Below are 15,371 nucleotides of genomic sequence, written 5' to 3' on the forward strand. Positions count from 1 at the left end.
TTCTCCCAGTCTGTCCTGCTTTGCGCACCCTCGGCAAGCCGCCCAAAACCGCTGTTCTAAGCCTTTCTTAAGGCGGATGTGAGATGACGAGGCCTAGCGTTGGGCCGACGACATGGGCAGGACAAAGACCGAAAACATCCCAGCGGATGTTTATATCCAGTTTGTGCGGTCGTTGTTCGACAACGCCCACATGCTGGTGATCGGTGGCGTGTGCTACTGGATCCTCGGACTAATGATCTACTTGCGCACGAACAATCCGTTGTTCCTGGCTTTCTCTTTTGTTCTGCTGTCCATCTGCCTTTACCGCTATTTCGGCATTCGCGCCTTCCGGAGGGCAGGCGGTGTAATAGCCGACGTCCAGGAGGCGCATCGGTGGGAGCGCAACTACATCCTCAAGGGCAGCGTGCAGGGCCTAACGCTGGGCGCGCTGTGCTTCATATCGATCTATGTCTATCCCGATCCCTTTGCCGAACTGGCCGCGACGTCGCTGGCCATCGCGACCTTGGTGACGGTTGTTGGCCGGAACTACGGCTCTCCCATTATGGTGCGGGTTTTTTCCGTGACCTTCATTGGTCCGGCAGCACTTGCACTTTTGCTGCGCATGGATGTGCCTTCGGTCATTCTCGGGCTGATGATCATCCCGTTGACTTTCGTCACGATCAACAGCGCCGACCACGTCCGCGATGTGCTTTTCTCGGCCGTCATCGGCCACAAGGAAGCGAGGAAGCTCGCGCTCAGATTCGATCGCGCGCTCAATACCATGTCGCATGGCCTCGTCATGCTTGGCCCGGACGGTCGGGTGGCGGTCGCCAATGCCGAGGCCGCGCATCTGATGTCGCTCAAATCGGCCGATGCGCTGCTTGGGCGGTCAATCCATGGTCTCTTGATGCGCGGCGTCGTGGGCGGCATGCTGGCTCCAAAGGACTGCCGCTACATCGAAGCCCAGCTGACGCGTGCGTTGCGCGAGGGCCGCGACCGTAAGGTCCTGGTTTCGCTCGCCAATGGCCAGCACTACGAATTTTCCGCCCGCGAAGGCAGCCAGGAACTCGGGGTCATCACCTTCGAGGACGTGACGGCGCGCGTCGAGGCGGAAGACAAGATCCGCTTCATGGCGCGCTATGACAATCTCACCGGCCTGCCCAATCGCGCCTATTTCCACGAACTGATCGGCGAAGCGATGGCGTCAGGCGACCGTGACCGCCTCTGCGGCCTTGCCGTGCTCGACCTCGACGATTTCAAAAGCGTCAACGACACGCTCGGGCATCCGATCGGCGATGGATTGATCTACGCGGTGGCCGAGCGTCTTGCCGCCATTGCGGGACAAGGCATCACCGTCAGCCGCTTCGGCGGCGACGAATTCATGGTTTTCTTCGACCGTATAGAGGATGAGAGCCATCTGACCCTTCAGATCGACGAGATCTTTGCAGCGTTGCAAGGGGAGGTGGACGTCGCCGGCCACGGGCTGCGCATCCAGGCCAGCGCCGGCGCCGTGCTGTCGCGGGTCAGGGATACCGACGTCGACGCCATGATCGTCAAGGCGGACCTGGCGCTCTATAAGGCCAAGGAGCTCGGCAAGAACGGCTGGCGGCTGTTCGAGGCCGCCATGGACGCTGCGTTCCGCAACCGCCAGCTGATGAAGGCGGATCTGCGCAGCGCGGTGGAAGGCAAGGCCCTGCGCGTCGTCTACCAGCCGATCGTGGCGATGAGCACGATGCGCATCGCCAGCTGCGAGGCGCTGTGCCGCTGGGACCATCCCGACCTCGGGCCGATTTCGCCCGGCATCTTCATTCCGCTGGCGGAGGAAATGGGCATCATTTCCGAGATCAGCACCTTCGTGCTACAGGCAGCCTGCACCGAATGCGCCAAATGGCCGGACCACACCAGCGTCTCGGTCAATCTCTCCGCCAAGGATTTCCGCAACCGGGACGTCATCCAGAAGGTTCGCGACGCTCTGGCCAACTCCGGCCTTGCCGCCGGCCGGCTGGAGATCGAGGTCACCGAAACGGCGCTGCTCGATGACAAGTCGCTGACACGTCAATATATCGAGGAACTGAAGCAGATCGGTGTACGCATCGCACTTGACGATTTCGGTACCGGCTATTCGAGCCTGAGCTATCTGCACAAGCTGCCGCTCGACAAGATCAAGATCGATCGCTCCTTCTTGATGGACGTCACCCAGAGCAAGCGTTCGCTGGAGCTGCTGAAGGGCATTGTCAATCTGTCGCGGCCGCTTGGACTTTCGGTGACTGTCGAAGGCGTCGAGACCTTTGAGCAGCTCAAGATCCTGGCCTTGCAAGTGAAACCGGATCTCGTGCAGGGCTTCCTGTTCGGTGCCGCGCTCAGTGCGTCGGGTATCGAGACGATGTCGAATGTCACCTGGCCATTCGCCGCAGACCTGCGTCGCACCGGTAAACGGACGGTCCGTTAGACTAGCGCCGTAATTTTCGACTTCGCCAGATTAGATTCCCCGCGCGTTGCGAATCGCACGACGCTCTTTGATGTCGAACTCAATCGTTCGGTGTCAGGATACGGTTCCGCCGCGATTTTGCCTTTGCGCAATGCAGCTGAAAGGGTCTTCCTCAGAGTATGCAGATGTATTCGGAGGCATGATCCACGTCCTCTCAGCGGCAATCGCTCGGACGATTGCTCAGTAAGATATTCTCGGGCGACTCCCGGCCATTAAGGTTAACGGAATGTAAATCAACAAGATCTAAATTTCGGCTTGTGTCTCATTTCAACTCGAATAGCCTATCCTAGGTCGAATTCGAGGACAGACGATGGATGCTGCAACAGCTACAAGGAATGCGTCTGGCGGGGTAAGCACAGCCGGGGATTCGGTGCTGAATCGATCGATGATGCAACTGCTTGAGCATGTCGATTATCGCCTCATTACCGGGGGCGAGGATTTGGAAGCGATTTACCGGCTTCGCTATAAGTCCTATCTGCGCTCCGGTATGTGCGGCCCGCTCGCCAGCGGCATGTTCGAGGATCGCTGGGACAATCTACCCAATTCCTACCGATTCGGTGTCTATTGCTACGGCGAATTGGTGAGCACAATCCGCTTCCATTACATTTCCATCGAGCACCCGAATTCGCCCTCCGTTGATGCCTATCCGGAAACACTGATCGAGCGGCTTGCCCGCGGAGAAACCTTCATCGACGGAACCCGCTTCGCAACCGATCCTGACGCCGCGCCGGCACCCGGAGTGCTGCCGTTTCTGACACTCAGGCTTGCCATGGTGGCCTCGCTCTATTTTGGCCAGAACTCTGTGCTGACGCCGGTCAAGGTCGAGCATTCCAATTTTTATTCTCGTTACTTCAATGCCGTGCAGAGGACCGAGGCTAAGGAGTTTCCGGGCGTTCTTACCCGGATCGCCCTGTTCGAAATCCCCGCCGGCGAAAATATGCGCCTGACGCTCGAACGTTTCCCATTCTTCAGGTCGACGCCCATGGAACAGCGGTTGATGTTCGCCAATCCGGCCATCAATCGGCTGACGCCCTTGTCTATCGTGCCGACGGCGAAATATTATCGTGAGGCCGCCTGAGGCCCCTGATTTTGCAAAGCTCCGGAGCTTTCCGGCCAGATCCGCGTTTTGATGACGGCGGCGCGTTGACGCTCCGCGTCTTCATTTCGACGTATCTGCCAAAAGGACCCCGACATGCATATTTCCCAGCTCGCGCTCACGCCGCTTATCTCGCTGATCGCCGGGGTGCTGATCCTGGTCATGCCACGGCTGCTGAACTACATCGTCGCGCTCTACCTGATCATAGCCGGCCTGCTTGGATTGTTTCCGCACCTCGCCGGCTAAAGACGGACAGCGCGGTTGACGCGCCAGCCGGCTTCGTCCGGGATTGCGCGAAAACAAGCAGCCGGAGCGGTTCGGCGATTCTGCCGAACGCAGGGGCGCTTTGCTTCAAATTTCCCTTGAGGCAGTTGTAGGCTGCGATGCGGCAATAGCGCCATTGCTCTCGGCGCGGCTTTTCGCTATGTGCCTGAAAGATGTCTTCGAAGGGGTATTCCTATGGCTGAGCACACGCCGACCGGTCCTGTCGAACTGGGCGCGAAGATGGACTATGCCGAGCACGACCGCACCTATGCGGGCTTCCTCATGCTGGCCAAATACGGATCACTCTTCTGCGGCGCCATACTTCTGGCGATGGCTTTCGGTTTCTTCGCGGGCGGCTTCTTCTCGGCGACTATCCTGTTCGTCCTGATCATGGCCGTCGGCGCCTTCATTCTGCGATAGTCTTTCCAAAACCCCATTGCCTTTGACGTCGCCGGATGCCCCGGCCGACATTTTGCGCAAACAGGTTCCAGCCGAAAGGATCATGCGGTGGGACAGACGGTTTTCATCCCTCGTGAGCTCGATGCGAACGAGCCGCGCGTCGCGGCTTCGCCCGATACGGTGAAACGGCTGGCCGGCCTGGGTCTTGAAGTGGTTGTGGAGGCCGGTGCCGGCACGCGATCGCGCATTCCCGATGAGGAGTTCGCCAAGGCGGGCGCTTCGATCGGCGAGGCCGGCGATGTTGCCAAGGCCGACGTGGTGCTGAAGGTGCGCCGGCCGACCGATGCGGAGCTGAAAAGCTACAAGTCAGGCGCTGCGGTCATCGCTATCATGGATCCCTATGGCAATGACGCCGCCGTCGCGGCGCTGGCCAAGGCCGGGGTGACCGCCTTTGCGATGGAATTCATGCCGCGCATCACGCGCGCCCAGTCGATGGACGTCTTGTCCTCGCAGGCTAACCTTGCCGGCTACCAGGCGGTGATCGACGGCGCAGCCGAATATGACCGGGCGCTGCCGATGATGATGACGGCGGCCGGCACTGTTCCTGCCGCCAAGGTGTTCATCATGGGCGTCGGCGTCGCCGGCCTGCAGGCGATCGCCACAGCGCGCCGGCTCGGCGCGGTCGTCACCGCGACCGACGTTCGCCCCGCCGCCAAGGAACAGGTCGCCTCGCTTGGCGCAAAGTTCCTCGCCGTCGAGGACGAAGAGTTCAAGGCGGCCGAGACCGCCGGCGGCTACGCCAAGGAGATGTCCAGGGATTACCAGGCCAAGCAGGCGGCGCTGACCGCCGAGCACATCGCCAAGCAGGACATCGTCATCACCACGGCGCTGATCCCCGGCCGCCCGGCGCCGAGGCTGGTGTCGGCTGACATGGTCGCCTCGATGAAGCCCGGTTCGGTGATCGTCGATCTTGCTGTGGAGCGCGGCGGCAATGTCGAGGGCGCTGTGCCTGGCAAGGTCGTGACGACGGCCAACGGCGTCAAGATCGTCGGCCATCTCAACGTGCCGGGCCGCGTCGCGGCCTCCGCCTCGCTGCTCTACGCCAGGAACCTTTTTGCTTTCCTCGAGACCCTGGTCGACAAGGCGACGAAGACGCTTGCCATCAACCGCGACGACGATCTGGTCAAGGCGACCATGCTGACCGACGGCGGCAAGATCGTCCATCCGGCCTTCGCCAAGGCCGACCAGCAGCCGCCAAAGGGCCAATATATCGAACCGCCGGCGATACCGGCCAGCACAATGGTCGCCGATGCTTCGGCGCCCAAGAAAGCCGCGCCCAGGAAAGCTGCCGCATCCAAGCCCTCGCCGCCCAAGTCGCCCCCGCCGCCCAAGTCGCCCTCGCCAAAGTCGCCCTCGCCCAAGCCGAAAGGGACCGCGTGATGGATCAGACCTTGCAGAAAGCCCTCGACCAGCTCGATCAGGCAAGTGCCGCCGTCCGGCTGGCGGTGCAGAACCTGGCAAATGCTCCCGGAGGCGCCGAGGCGGCGGGCGACGCCGCGCACGCGCTGTCGGGCGGCGCCATCGATCCCTTCGTCTTCCGCCTGGCCATCTTCGTGCTGGCGATCTTCGTCGGCTATTACGTCGTCTGGTCGGTGACGCCTGCGCTGCACACGCCGCTGATGGCCGTCACCAACGCCATCTCCTCGGTCATCGTCGTCGGCGCGCTGCTTGCCGTCGGCATCGCCGCCTCCGGTGTCGCCGCGGGCTTCGGCTTCGTCGCGCTGATGCTGGTGTCGGTCAACATCTTCGGCGGCTTCCTCGTCACCCAGCGCATGCTGGCAATGTACAAGAAGAAGGACAAGTGACGTGACCGTCAATCTCGCCTCCTTCCTCTATCTGGTCTCCGGCATTCTCTTCATCCTGGCGTTGCGCGGCCTGTCGCATCCGACCACCAGCCGCCAGGGCAATCTCTACGGCATGATCGGCATGGGCATCGCCATCGCCACCACGCTGGCGCTGGCCACGCCATCGGCCGGACGCTTCGGCCTGATCGTGCTCGGCCTTGCCATCGGCGGCGTCGTCGGCGCCGTCACGGCCAGGCGCATCGCCATGACCTCGATGCCGCAACTGGTCGCCGCCTTCCACTCGCTCGTCGGCCTTGCCGCCGTGATGGTGGCGGCCGCCGCCATCTATGCGCCGGAAAGCTTCGGCATCGGCACGGCGGGCGACATCCACGCCCAGGCGCTGGTCGAAATGAGCCTGGGTGTGGCCATCGGCGCCATCACCTTCACCGGCTCGGTCATCGCCTTCCTGAAGCTTGACGGGCGCATGTCCGGCAAGCCGATCATGATCGGCGGCCGCCATTTCATCAACATCGCGCTTGGCATCGCCTTGGTCGTGCTGATCGTGCTTTTGGTCACCACCGAATCGAAGCTCGTCTTCTGGCTCATCGTTGCCGCATCGCTGGTGCTGGGCGTGCTGCTCATCATCCCCATCGGCGGCGCCGACATGCCGGTGGTGGTGTCGATGCTCAACTCCTATTCGGGCTGGGCGGCCGCGGCTCTGGGCTTCACGCTCGGCAATCTGGCGCTGATCATCACCGGCGCCCTGGTCGGCTCGTCGGGCGCCATCCTGTCCTACATCATGTGCAAGGGCATGAACCGCTCCTTCATCTCCGTCATCCTCGGCGGCTTCGGTGGTGAGACCGCGGCCGCGGGCGCTGATGATGGGATCGAGCGCACGGTCAAGCAGGGCTCGGCCGACGATGCGGCCTATCTGATGATGAACGCGCAGAAGGTCATCATCGTCCCCGGCTACGGCATGGCCGTCGCCCAGGCGCAGCACGCACTGCGCGAGATGGCCGACAAGCTCAAGGCCAATGGCGTCGACGTCAAATACGCCATCCACCCCGTGGCCGGCCGCATGCCGGGCCACATGAACGTGCTCTTGGCCGAAGCCAACGTGCCTTACGACGAAGTGTTCGAGCTCGAGGACATCAATTCCGAATTCGCGCAGGCCGACGTCGCCTATGTCATCGGCGCCAACGACGTCACCAACCCGTCGGCGCGGGATGACAAGAGCTCACCTATTTACGGTATGCCGATCCTCGACGTCGACAAGGCGCGCACCTGCCTGTTCGTCAAGCGCTCGCTCGGCTCCGGCTATGCCGGCATCGACAACACGCTGTTCTACAAGGACGGCACCATGATGCTGCTCGGCGACGCCAAGAAGATGACCGAGGAAATCGTCAAGGCCATGGATCACTGACCCGGTCACATCGTCCGCATGAAGAAGCCCGGCTCGCCGGGCTTCTTCAGTTTCGGGCTTGAAACGATGTTCAACGGCTGGTCAGGAACACAGCCTCCTCGTCGTCGCGCTGCCTGCCGCCGAGGGCGGCCGCGGCGCTGGCGATGAAGGCGCCGATGACCAGTGACAGGGCGCCGAGAAGCGCAAATGTGGCGCTCGCCTTCCTGGCGGTATCGGCCGCCTGCTGGGCCTTGGCCTTGGCGTCCTGCGCCTTTGCCAGCAGCGTATCGACACGCGTCTTGGCGTCTGCTTCCGACAGGCCGGTGCGTGCCGCGACCAGCTGCGACAGGTATGTCTTGTCCTCGGGCGAAATCTCGCCAGCCGCAGCGCTGGCGACCAGGATGCGCGATGCCTGCGCCGCCGCCGCCGCGTCGTTTTGCGGATTGGCTGCCGCCAGTCTCGCCGCGTCCGCCGGCCTGAACAACGAGTCCACCAGATAGGATGTGGCATTGTCCGTCGATGCCCCGCCTGCATTGGCCGATGCACCGGCCGAAGCGCCCTGGGCGGCGCCGGCGGCCACGCTGGATACAGCCTGGACGCCGGAACCCACAGCCGCCGACAGCGCCGAGCCGAGTACGCCGACGACCAGCAGCGTCGCCAGCGCCCATGCCAGGAAGCCATGAGCCGTATCCCGGAAATAAACCTCGTCGGTATGCACGCCCACCCATTTGGTGCGCAGCCGGCCGGCAAGATAGCCACCGAGGCCGGATGACAGCCATTGCACGACGATCAGCCAGACCGCGGTCGAAACCGCGAAGCTGGTGATAGAGGCGCTTGAGCCCGACCATGGCGAGACCATGCTCAACCCCAGGCCGGAGCCGAGCAGCATCAGGATGAAGGTCAATGTCGAGGCGGCGAAGGCACCGGCGATGATCGGACCCCAGCTGATAGCGGTGGCGGACGATTCCACCGCGCCGGGATCATCCGTGATCGACAGGGTGGACTGCATGACAGCCCCCTATCGCGCGAAAAGCATGATGAGAAGGATGATCGGGATTGGAACCCCGAGTAACCAGAGCAAGATGCCACGTCCCATGGGAGCCTCCTTCGCCAGGAATTGTGATCGATACTGTCACAATGCTGGAAAGAAGCTTCCGTTCCGGCGGTTCGAATGAATCTCGCAAGGGAAACACTGGCGCGACCGACGCGCGCCAATGGTCCCGGGATGACTCCGGATTAAATGTCCAGATTGGCCACCGACAGCGCGTTGTCCTGGATGAACTCGCGCCGCGGCTCGACCTCGTCGCCCATCAGCCGCGAGAACAGGCTGTCGGCGTCGGTGGCGTCGTTTACCTTGACCTGCAGCAGCGAACGCACGTTCGGATCGAGCGTGGTTTCCCAAAGCTGCTCGGCGTTCATCTCGCCCAGGCCCTTGTAGCGCTGCATGGTCAGGCCCTTGCGGCCGGTCGCGAACACCGCGTTGAGCAGTGCCAACGGTCCCGAGATGGGTTCCGAGACATCCTTGCGGCGCAGCACGGGCGGCGCTCCATAGACGTCGCTGAGCCGCTGCGCGTAGCGGTCGAGCTGTCGCGCATCGGCTGAATTGATCAACGCCATATCGAGATGGGCGTATTCCTTGACGCTGCGCACCGTGCGTTCGAACACATAGCCGCCGATACCCTCATTCGAAGTCGACATCCGGCCGGTCCAGCCGCGCTCGGTGTCCTCTGCAATGATGTCGAGACGTTGCGCGATCCGCTCCGCCATCGCATTGGCGCGGCCAAGATCGGCGACGACGTCGGCATTGAGCCCGCCGGCGATCGCCGCCTGCTCCACGACGCCTCTGTTGTAGCGCGTGTGCAGGCCGTTGATGAGCTGGCGCACCGCGAGGGCATCGTCGATCGCCGCCCGCAGGTCCTGTCCGGCGCGAACCTCGCCGGAGCCGAGCGTGAGCGAGGCTTCTTCCAGTCCCGAGCCGATCAGGAATTCCTCGAACGCGCTTTCGTTCTTGATGTATTGCGAGCTCTTGCCGCGCGTCACCTTATAAAGCGGCGGCTGGGCGATATAGAGATGGCCGCGTTCGATCAATTCCGGCATCTGCCGGAAGAAGAAGGTGAGCAGCAACGTCCTGATATGCGCGCCGTCGACATCGGCGTCGGTCATCAGGATGATCTTGTGGTAGCGCAGCTTGTCGGCGTTGAATTCGTCCTTGCCGATCGACGTGCCGAGCGCGGTGATCAGCGTGCCGATCATGTCGGAACTGAGCATGCGGTCGAAGCGGGCGCGCTCGACATTGAGGATCTTGCCGCGCAGCGGCAGGATGGCCTGGTTCTGGCGCGAGCGGCCGCCCTTGGCGGAGCCGCCGGCCGAATCGCCCTCGACGATGAAGATCTCGGACTTCGCCGGATCGCGTTCCTGGCAGTCGGCAAGCTTGCCGGGCAGCGAGGTGACGCCCAGCGAGGTCTTGCGGGTGATGTCGCGCGCCTTGCGCGCGGCCTCGCGCGCCGCCGCGGCCTGGATCACCTTCTCGACCACGACCTTGCCTTCGCTCGGATGTTCTTCGAGCCAGGTGCCGAGCGCCTCGTTGACCAGCCCTTCGACCACGGGCCGGACTTCCGAGGAGACCAGCTTGTCCTTGGTCTGCGAGGAGAATTTCGGGTCGGGAACCTTGACCGACAGCACTGCCGTCAGCCCCTCGCGGCAATCGTCGCCGATCAGCGAGACCTTTTCCTTCTTGGTCAGGCCCGAGGAATCGCCATATCCGGTGATCTGACGCGTCAGGGCGCCGCGAAAACCGGCGAGATGGGTGCCGCCGTCGCGCTGCGGGATGTTGTTGGTGAAGGCCAGCACATTCTCGTGGTAGCTGTCGTTCCACCACATGGCCACTTCGACGGTGATGCCGTCGCGCTCGGCTCTGATGGCGATCGGTTTGTCGATCAGCGGTTTCTTGACCCGGTCGAGATATTTGACGAATTCCTCCAGGCCGCCATCATAGTGCAGCTCATGCCGCACGACGTCGGCGTGGCGGGCGTCGGTCAGCACGATGCGCACGCCCGAATTCAGGAACGCAAGCTCGCGCAGCCGATGCTCCAGCGTGCCGAAATCGAATTCGACCATCGTGAAGGTCTCGGACGACGGAAAGAAGGTGATCTCGCTGCCGCTGCGGCCTTCATAGGTGCCGGGCTGCTTGTCCTGTTCATAGCTGCCTGTGACGCTCAGCGGCGCGTCGGCATTGCCGTGTGTGAAGCTCATCTCGAAAATCTTGCCATTGCGGCGGATCTTGAGCTTCAGCCAGGCCGACAGGGCGTTGACCACAGAGACGCCGACGCCGTGCAGGCCGCCGGACACTTTGTAGGAGTTCTGGTCGAATTTGCCGCCGGCATGCAGCTGCGTCATGATCACTTCGGCTGCCGAAATGCCTTCGCTGGGATGGATATCGGTGGGAATGCCGCGCCCATTGTCGATGACGGTGACCGAACCGTCGGGATTGAGCGTCACCGTGACGAGATCGGCATGACCGGCCAGTGCCTCGTCGATGGCGTTGTCGACGACCTCATAGACCATGTGATGCAGGCCCGAACCGTCATCGGTGTCGCCGATATACATGCCGGGCCGTTTGCGAACGGCATCCAAGCCCTTCAAAACCTTGATGGAATCTGCGCCGTATTCGGCTTCGGCGCCGTTGGCGTTCTCAGTCTGGTCGCTCATGAAAACCTGTTGTCTAGAGGCGGCTGGTGGAGCGCGAAAAATCGCCCCCGAATCGCGCTTTCAATATGGCCTAGATATAGGCGTTAAAGGTGGTTTTTCCAAGGTTTGCAGGCATTTCCGGCGGAAAAGCGCACTGTCGGCCAGCTATTGGCGAGAGGCTTTGACCTTAGCCAGCCGGTCGCGCAGGAATTTTGATCGTGAACTTCTATCTTGGCGCCGGCTGCCGCGATGGCGGCCATCAAAAGCATCAGCAGCAAAGCGCATGGCAAACGCAGGCCGAACCGCCCACGGTTCGGTCGTTTGCCGACATTCCGCCTGTCTACGGCGCGGGCGAGCCGGCTTGCATCAGCCGGCGCGCATCGGCTTCAGCGCCTCGCTCCAGCGCAGCAACTCCTCCAGCATGGTTCTTGCCCCGCCCTGCACCTGCTCGCTCGCTTCGAAGGAGCCGTCGGTCCCCAGCAGCTTCTGGTACAGCGGCAGCGCGATGCCTTCCGGAACCGGCATGACGCCGACGGAGGTCAGCAGCGGCTTGAGCGCCTGTGCTGCGCGCAGGCCACCGGAAACGCCGCCATAGCTGAAGATGGCGGCGGGCTTGTATTTCCATTCGCGCGAGAGATAGTCGATCGCGTTCACGATGGCCGGTGCGACGAAGTAATTATATTCCGGTGCCACGAAGACGAAAGCGTCGGCGGCATCGACGGCCTTCGACCAGGCCTTGGTATGATCGTTCAGGTAGTTGCCGAGCCTGGGATGGTGCGGCTCGTCCAGCACCGGCAGATCGAAGGCGGCGATGTCGGTCAGCACCGGTTCGAACTTGCCGTGCTCGCGCGCGAACCGCTCCAGCCAGTGAGCGAAAACCGGCCCGGCCCGGCCCGGCCGGGTGCTGCCGATGATGATGTTCAACTGGTGCTTCAAGGCGGGCTCCTTCGATTGACGGTATCTGTTGGTGACTGTGACCTACGGCAGAGCGCCGTCATGGACAAGACCGCGCCGTTTGGCGCGCGGTCACAATCGGATGATGGGAGCATCGCTCCGTCCCGTCGGGGCACGGGCTTTTACCGTCAGGCCACATGGACGCGCCGTGCGTCAGTCACTACATCGAACGGAGGCAAGGACTAGCGCGACGCGCTTGCCAACGGAGCAGCCATGGACACTCAGCCCGCCCCCTTCGTTCCGCCGGCGCCGAGGCCGCGCACATCGCCGCCCTCGACGCTGGAGATGATGCGCATCGTCTACCGCAACCCGCTCGAGCTGTGGGGAGAGCCGACCTACAACGAGCCCTGGATCTCGGTGAACGGCGTCGGCGGACCGCTGGTCATCGCCAACGACCCGGGCCTCATTCGCCATGTCCTGGTCGACAATGCCAGGAACTACAAGATGGCGACGGTGCGCCAGCTCATCCTGCGGCCGATCCTGCGCGACGGCTTGCTGACGGCCGAAGGCGAGGTCTGGAAGCGTTCGCGCAAGGCGATGGCGCCGGTGTTCACGCCGCGTCACATCTTTGGTTTCGCGGGGCCGATGCTCAAGCGCACGCTTGAATTCGCCTCCCGTTACGAGGATGGCGGCACCTCCGACATTGCCCACGACATGACGCTGCTGACCTACGACATCCTGGCCGAGACGCTGTTCTCCGGGGAAATCGCGGGGGAGCCGGGCAGTTTCGCCAAGGAGATCGACCGGCTGTTCGAGACCATGGGCCGCGTCGATCCGCTAGACCTGCTGCGCGCGCCCGAATGGCTGCCACGGCTTACCCGCATCCGCGGCCGCAAGACCATGGCCTATTTCCGCAAGATCGTCAGCAATACGGTCAAGATACGCGAACAGAAACTCAGGCGCGATGCCGATGCCGTGCCGCAGGATTTCCTGACCCTCCTGCTCAAGGCCGAGGGGCCGGACGGGCTGACACGCTCGGAAGTCGAGGACAACATCATCACCTTCATCGGTGCCGGCCATGAGACCACGGCGCGAGCCTTGGGCTGGACGCTCTATTGCCTGGCCGAGGCGCCATGGGAGCGGGAAAAGATCGAGCGCGAGATCGATGCCGTGCTGGCGCGCGAGCCCGATCCGACCAGATGGCTGGACGCCATGCCGCTCACCCGCGCCGCCTTCGACGAGGCGCTCAGGCTCTATCCGCCGGCGCCGTCGATCAACCGCGAGCCGATCGAGCCGGAGAACTGGAGGGATCTCCACATCCCGAGGCGCGCGGCCGTGCTGGTCATGCCTTGGGTCGTCCACCGTCACAGGAAGCTGTGGGACAGGCCGGACGCGTTCATGCCGCAGCGGTTCCATCCGGGAAACCGCGAGAAGATCGACCGCTTTCAGTATCTGCCGTTCGGCGCCGGGCCGCGCGTCTGCATCGGCGCCAGCTTCGCCATGCAGGAAGCGATCATCGCGCTCGCCGTCCTGCTGTCGCGTTTCCGCTTCGATTCCATCGCGCAAACCAGGCCGTGGCCGGTCCAGAAGCTGACCACCCAGCCGCAAGGCGGGCTGCCCATGCGGATCACCTCGCGCCTGTAATCGCCCGTCGTCGGCCTATGTTCAGACCGCCGGTTTGCGCTGGAACTGGCCGGCCGCGCGAAAACGCCAGAGATAGCTTGGCAGGATCGTGCCGAGCGCCTGCGGCTGGATGCCGAGGCCGGCAAGCGTGCGGTTGGCCCTGGCGGCCTCCTCCGACACGACATTGTGCTCGCGCAATTGCAGCACCTGATCCTTGGTCAGCAGCGGGTTGGGCAAGAGGCCCAGGATCGACGCCTGCAGGTTCGCCACCCACCACGGCACCGGAACCAGCAGGCGCTTGCGCTCGATCACCGCGAGCATTTCCTGCATGCTTTCCTTGAAAGTAAGCACCTGCGGGCCGCCAAGCTCGTAGATCTGACCGCCCTTGACCTTGCCATCGACCGAGCGCGCCACCGCTTCGGCGACGTCGCCGACATAGACCAGCTGGAACTTGGTATGGCCGCCGCCGATCAGCGGCAGTGCCGGCGAATAACGCGCCATGTTGGCGAAGCGGTTGAAGAAACTATCTTCCGGTCCGAAATTGATCGACGGCCGCAGGATCACGGCGTCCTTGATCGTCTCCAGAACGGCCTTTTCACCAAGCGCCTTGGTGCGTGCATAGTTGGATGCGGCTTCCAGGTCGGCGCCCAGGGCCGAAATATGGGTCAGGCCGGCGCCCGCTGCGCGTGCCGCTTCGGCCACGGCGCGAGCGCCGAATTCGTGCACGGCCGTGAATTTCTGCCGCCCGCTCTCATGCAGCACGGCAACCAGGTTGACGACATGATCGGCGCCCTGCACGGCGCGGTCGACCGACCAGCGCACGCGCACATTGGCCTGCACGGGCTGGATCTGGCCGACATTGCCGAGCGGCTGCAAATGGCCGGCGAGATCGGGCCGGCGGCAGGCGACCCTGATGCGATAGCCGCGCTTGGCCAAGGCCCGCACCACGTGGCGGCCGACAAAGCCCGACCCGCCGAAAATGACGACGAGCTTGGGGGTCTGCAGGATTTCGGTCATGGCTGGCTCCGGCGCTCGAAAGCTTGGCTGAAGCCGTTTCATAATCCGTTTCGCGTCAAACGCAAAGGGTGACGCGTCGTCGCTGTGAAGCGGCTTTCCCAGGAAAAACAGCTTGGGAATTGCATCAGGACAAAAGCGCTTCAGAACGCCTTGCCTGACGCAGAAAACCCCGCCGAGGCGGGGTTTTCCGGATGACATCCATGCGAAGCATCCATGCGAAGCCAGGGGCCGACGGAGCGGCCTGACCTGAGACGGTATTCAGGAGGGCGTGAAGCAAGTACGCCCACCCCAGCCCTGGACATCCGACATGGTGCCACCGACCTTCTTGCAGGCCGCGATGAAATCGGCGCTGCAACTGGCGAATTTCGCGTGGCCGTTCTTGCAATAGTGGTCCTCGGTGGCGCCGCCGCCCGGCGCGGCAATGACGCCCGGACTGGACGGCTTGACCGGCGCGGTTTTCAGGTTGGCCGCCTGGGTCGCGCCCATGAACGAGCCGAGGAGAAGGACTGCGGTCACAATGGTGGTCTTGGTGCTGGTCATGGTGGTATCCTTTCATTGAGGTTGGGTTTCCGGGACGCGAAGGGCATGCCCTGGCGTGGAGCAGGTTTCGGTGTGACGTGCTGTTCCCCCGGTCTGAATCGGGCAAGCTCATCCTGCCCTGGACAAGCATTGGTCGCC

At 63.0% G+C, this 15,371-nt stretch carries 13 protein-coding genes; 8 read left to right on the forward strand and 5 right to left on the reverse strand.

Annotated elements, in window-relative coordinates; all coding sequences use genetic code 11:
- Positions 1 to 112 precede the first annotated feature (112 nt).
- The 7 genes from ACIU1A_RS30355 (at position 113) to ACIU1A_RS30385 (ending at position 7,493) form a co-directional block, all read left to right on the forward strand.
- Positions 113 to 2,428 carry a putative bifunctional diguanylate cyclase/phosphodiesterase gene (locus ACIU1A_RS30355; RefSeq protein WP_404926008.1) on the forward strand — a complete coding sequence of 772 codons (2,316 nt, stop codon included), beginning with the start codon at positions 113 to 115 and terminating at the stop codon, positions 2,426 to 2,428.
- A 349-nt stretch (positions 2,429 to 2,777) separates the two neighbouring features.
- The gene (locus tag ACIU1A_RS30360) at positions 2,778 to 3,545 is read left to right on the forward strand and encodes an N-acyl amino acid synthase FeeM domain-containing protein (protein WP_404926009.1); all 768 of its coding nucleotides are present in this window, start codon (positions 2,778 to 2,780) and stop codon (positions 3,543 to 3,545) included.
- 114 nt (positions 3,546 to 3,659) lie between these two features.
- The gene (locus ACIU1A_RS30365; RefSeq protein WP_140501117.1) at positions 3,660 to 3,809 is read left to right on the forward strand and encodes a DUF3096 domain-containing protein; all 150 of its coding nucleotides are present in this window, start codon (positions 3,660 to 3,662) and stop codon (positions 3,807 to 3,809) included.
- Positions 3,810 to 4,022: 213 nt separating this feature from the next.
- Entirely contained in the window at positions 4,023 to 4,247 is a 225-nt protein-coding gene (locus ACIU1A_RS30370) for an aa3-type cytochrome c oxidase subunit IV (RefSeq protein WP_140501115.1), read from the forward strand.
- Between the two features lie 87 nt (positions 4,248 to 4,334).
- Positions 4,335 to 5,666, forward strand: a complete 1,332-nt coding sequence (locus tag ACIU1A_RS30375) for a Re/Si-specific NAD(P)(+) transhydrogenase subunit alpha (protein ID WP_404926010.1) — start codon at positions 4,335 to 4,337, stop codon at positions 5,664 to 5,666.
- Positions 5,666 to 6,091: an NAD(P) transhydrogenase subunit alpha gene (locus tag ACIU1A_RS30380; RefSeq protein ID WP_140512858.1), complete on the forward strand. Its 426-nt coding sequence runs from the start codon at positions 5,666 to 5,668 to the stop codon at positions 6,089 to 6,091. Before ACIU1A_RS30375 ends, ACIU1A_RS30380 begins: the two co-directional genes overlap by 1 nt.
- A gap of 1 nt (position 6,092) precedes the next feature.
- A complete protein-coding gene (locus tag ACIU1A_RS30385) occupies positions 6,093 to 7,493 on the forward strand; it encodes an NAD(P)(+) transhydrogenase (Re/Si-specific) subunit beta (protein ID WP_404926011.1) in 1,401 nt (466 codons plus the stop codon).
- Between the two features lie 70 nt (positions 7,494 to 7,563).
- Here ACIU1A_RS30385 and ACIU1A_RS30390 read toward each other — a convergent pair whose 3' ends face one another.
- The 3 genes from ACIU1A_RS30390 to ACIU1A_RS30400 form a co-directional block, all read right to left on the reverse strand.
- Positions 7,564 to 8,481: a hypothetical protein gene (locus ACIU1A_RS30390; protein ID WP_404926012.1), complete on the reverse strand. Its 918-nt coding sequence runs from the start codon at positions 8,479 to 8,481 to the stop codon at positions 7,564 to 7,566.
- Between the two features lie 227 nt (positions 8,482 to 8,708).
- Positions 8,709 to 11,180: a DNA topoisomerase (ATP-hydrolyzing) subunit B gene (gene gyrB / locus ACIU1A_RS30395; protein ID WP_140512864.1), complete on the reverse strand. Its 2,472-nt coding sequence runs from the start codon at positions 11,178 to 11,180 to the stop codon at positions 8,709 to 8,711.
- Positions 11,181 to 11,525: 345 nt separating this feature from the next.
- On the reverse strand, positions 11,526 to 12,095 hold the full coding sequence (locus ACIU1A_RS30400; RefSeq protein WP_140497272.1) for an NADPH-dependent FMN reductase: 570 nt from the start codon (positions 12,093 to 12,095) through the stop codon (positions 11,526 to 11,528).
- Positions 12,096 to 12,326: 231 nt separating this feature from the next.
- Here ACIU1A_RS30400 and ACIU1A_RS30405 point away from each other — a divergent pair, with 231 nt between their 5' ends.
- Positions 12,327 to 13,697, forward strand: a complete 1,371-nt coding sequence (locus ACIU1A_RS30405; RefSeq protein ID WP_140657792.1) for a cytochrome P450 — start codon at positions 12,327 to 12,329, stop codon at positions 13,695 to 13,697.
- 21 nt (positions 13,698 to 13,718) lie between these two features.
- On the opposite strand, the gene ACIU1A_RS30410 is transcribed toward ACIU1A_RS30405, so the two are convergent.
- Complete coding sequence (locus ACIU1A_RS30410; RefSeq protein ID WP_140559777.1) at positions 13,719 to 14,693, reverse strand: complex I NDUFA9 subunit family protein; 975 nt, start codon at positions 14,691 to 14,693, stop codon at positions 13,719 to 13,721.
- 258 nt (positions 14,694 to 14,951) lie between these two features.
- Positions 14,952 to 15,233 carry a hypothetical protein gene (locus ACIU1A_RS30415; RefSeq protein ID WP_404926013.1) on the reverse strand — a complete coding sequence of 94 codons (282 nt, stop codon included), beginning with the start codon at positions 15,231 to 15,233 and terminating at the stop codon, positions 14,952 to 14,954.
- Positions 15,234 to 15,371 lie beyond the last annotated feature (138 nt).

The organism is Mesorhizobium maamorense, from assembly GCF_044998965.1.
Taxonomy (GTDB): domain Bacteria; phylum Pseudomonadota; class Alphaproteobacteria; order Rhizobiales; family Rhizobiaceae; genus Mesorhizobium.

Coding starts and splice junctions, on each gene's coding strand:
- ACIU1A_RS30410 (WP_140559777.1), bottom strand. CDS start 14,693: ATGACCGAAATCCTGCAGACCCCCAAGCTCGTCGTCATTTTCGGCGGG.
- ACIU1A_RS30415 (WP_404926013.1), bottom strand. CDS start 15,233: ATGACCAGCACCAAGACCACCATTGTGACCGCAGTCCTTCTCCTCGGC.
- ACIU1A_RS30355 (WP_404926008.1), top strand. CDS start 113: ATGGGCAGGACAAAGACCGAAAACATCCCAGCGGATGTTTATATCCAG.
- ACIU1A_RS30390 (WP_404926012.1), bottom strand. CDS start 8,481: ATGCAGTCCACCCTGTCGATCACGGATGATCCCGGCGCGGTGGAATCG.
- ACIU1A_RS30405 (WP_140657792.1), top strand. CDS start 12,327: ATGGACACTCAGCCCGCCCCCTTCGTTCCGCCGGCGCCGAGGCCGCGC.
- ACIU1A_RS30360 (WP_404926009.1), top strand. CDS start 2,778: ATGGATGCTGCAACAGCTACAAGGAATGCGTCTGGCGGGGTAAGCACA.
- ACIU1A_RS30370 (WP_140501115.1), top strand. CDS start 4,023: ATGGCTGAGCACACGCCGACCGGTCCTGTCGAACTGGGCGCGAAGATG.
- gyrB (WP_140512864.1), bottom strand. CDS start 11,180: ATGAGCGACCAGACTGAGAACGCCAACGGCGCCGAAGCCGAATACGGC.
- ACIU1A_RS30380 (WP_140512858.1), top strand. CDS start 5,666: ATGGATCAGACCTTGCAGAAAGCCCTCGACCAGCTCGATCAGGCAAGT.
- ACIU1A_RS30365 (WP_140501117.1), top strand. CDS start 3,660: ATGCATATTTCCCAGCTCGCGCTCACGCCGCTTATCTCGCTGATCGCC.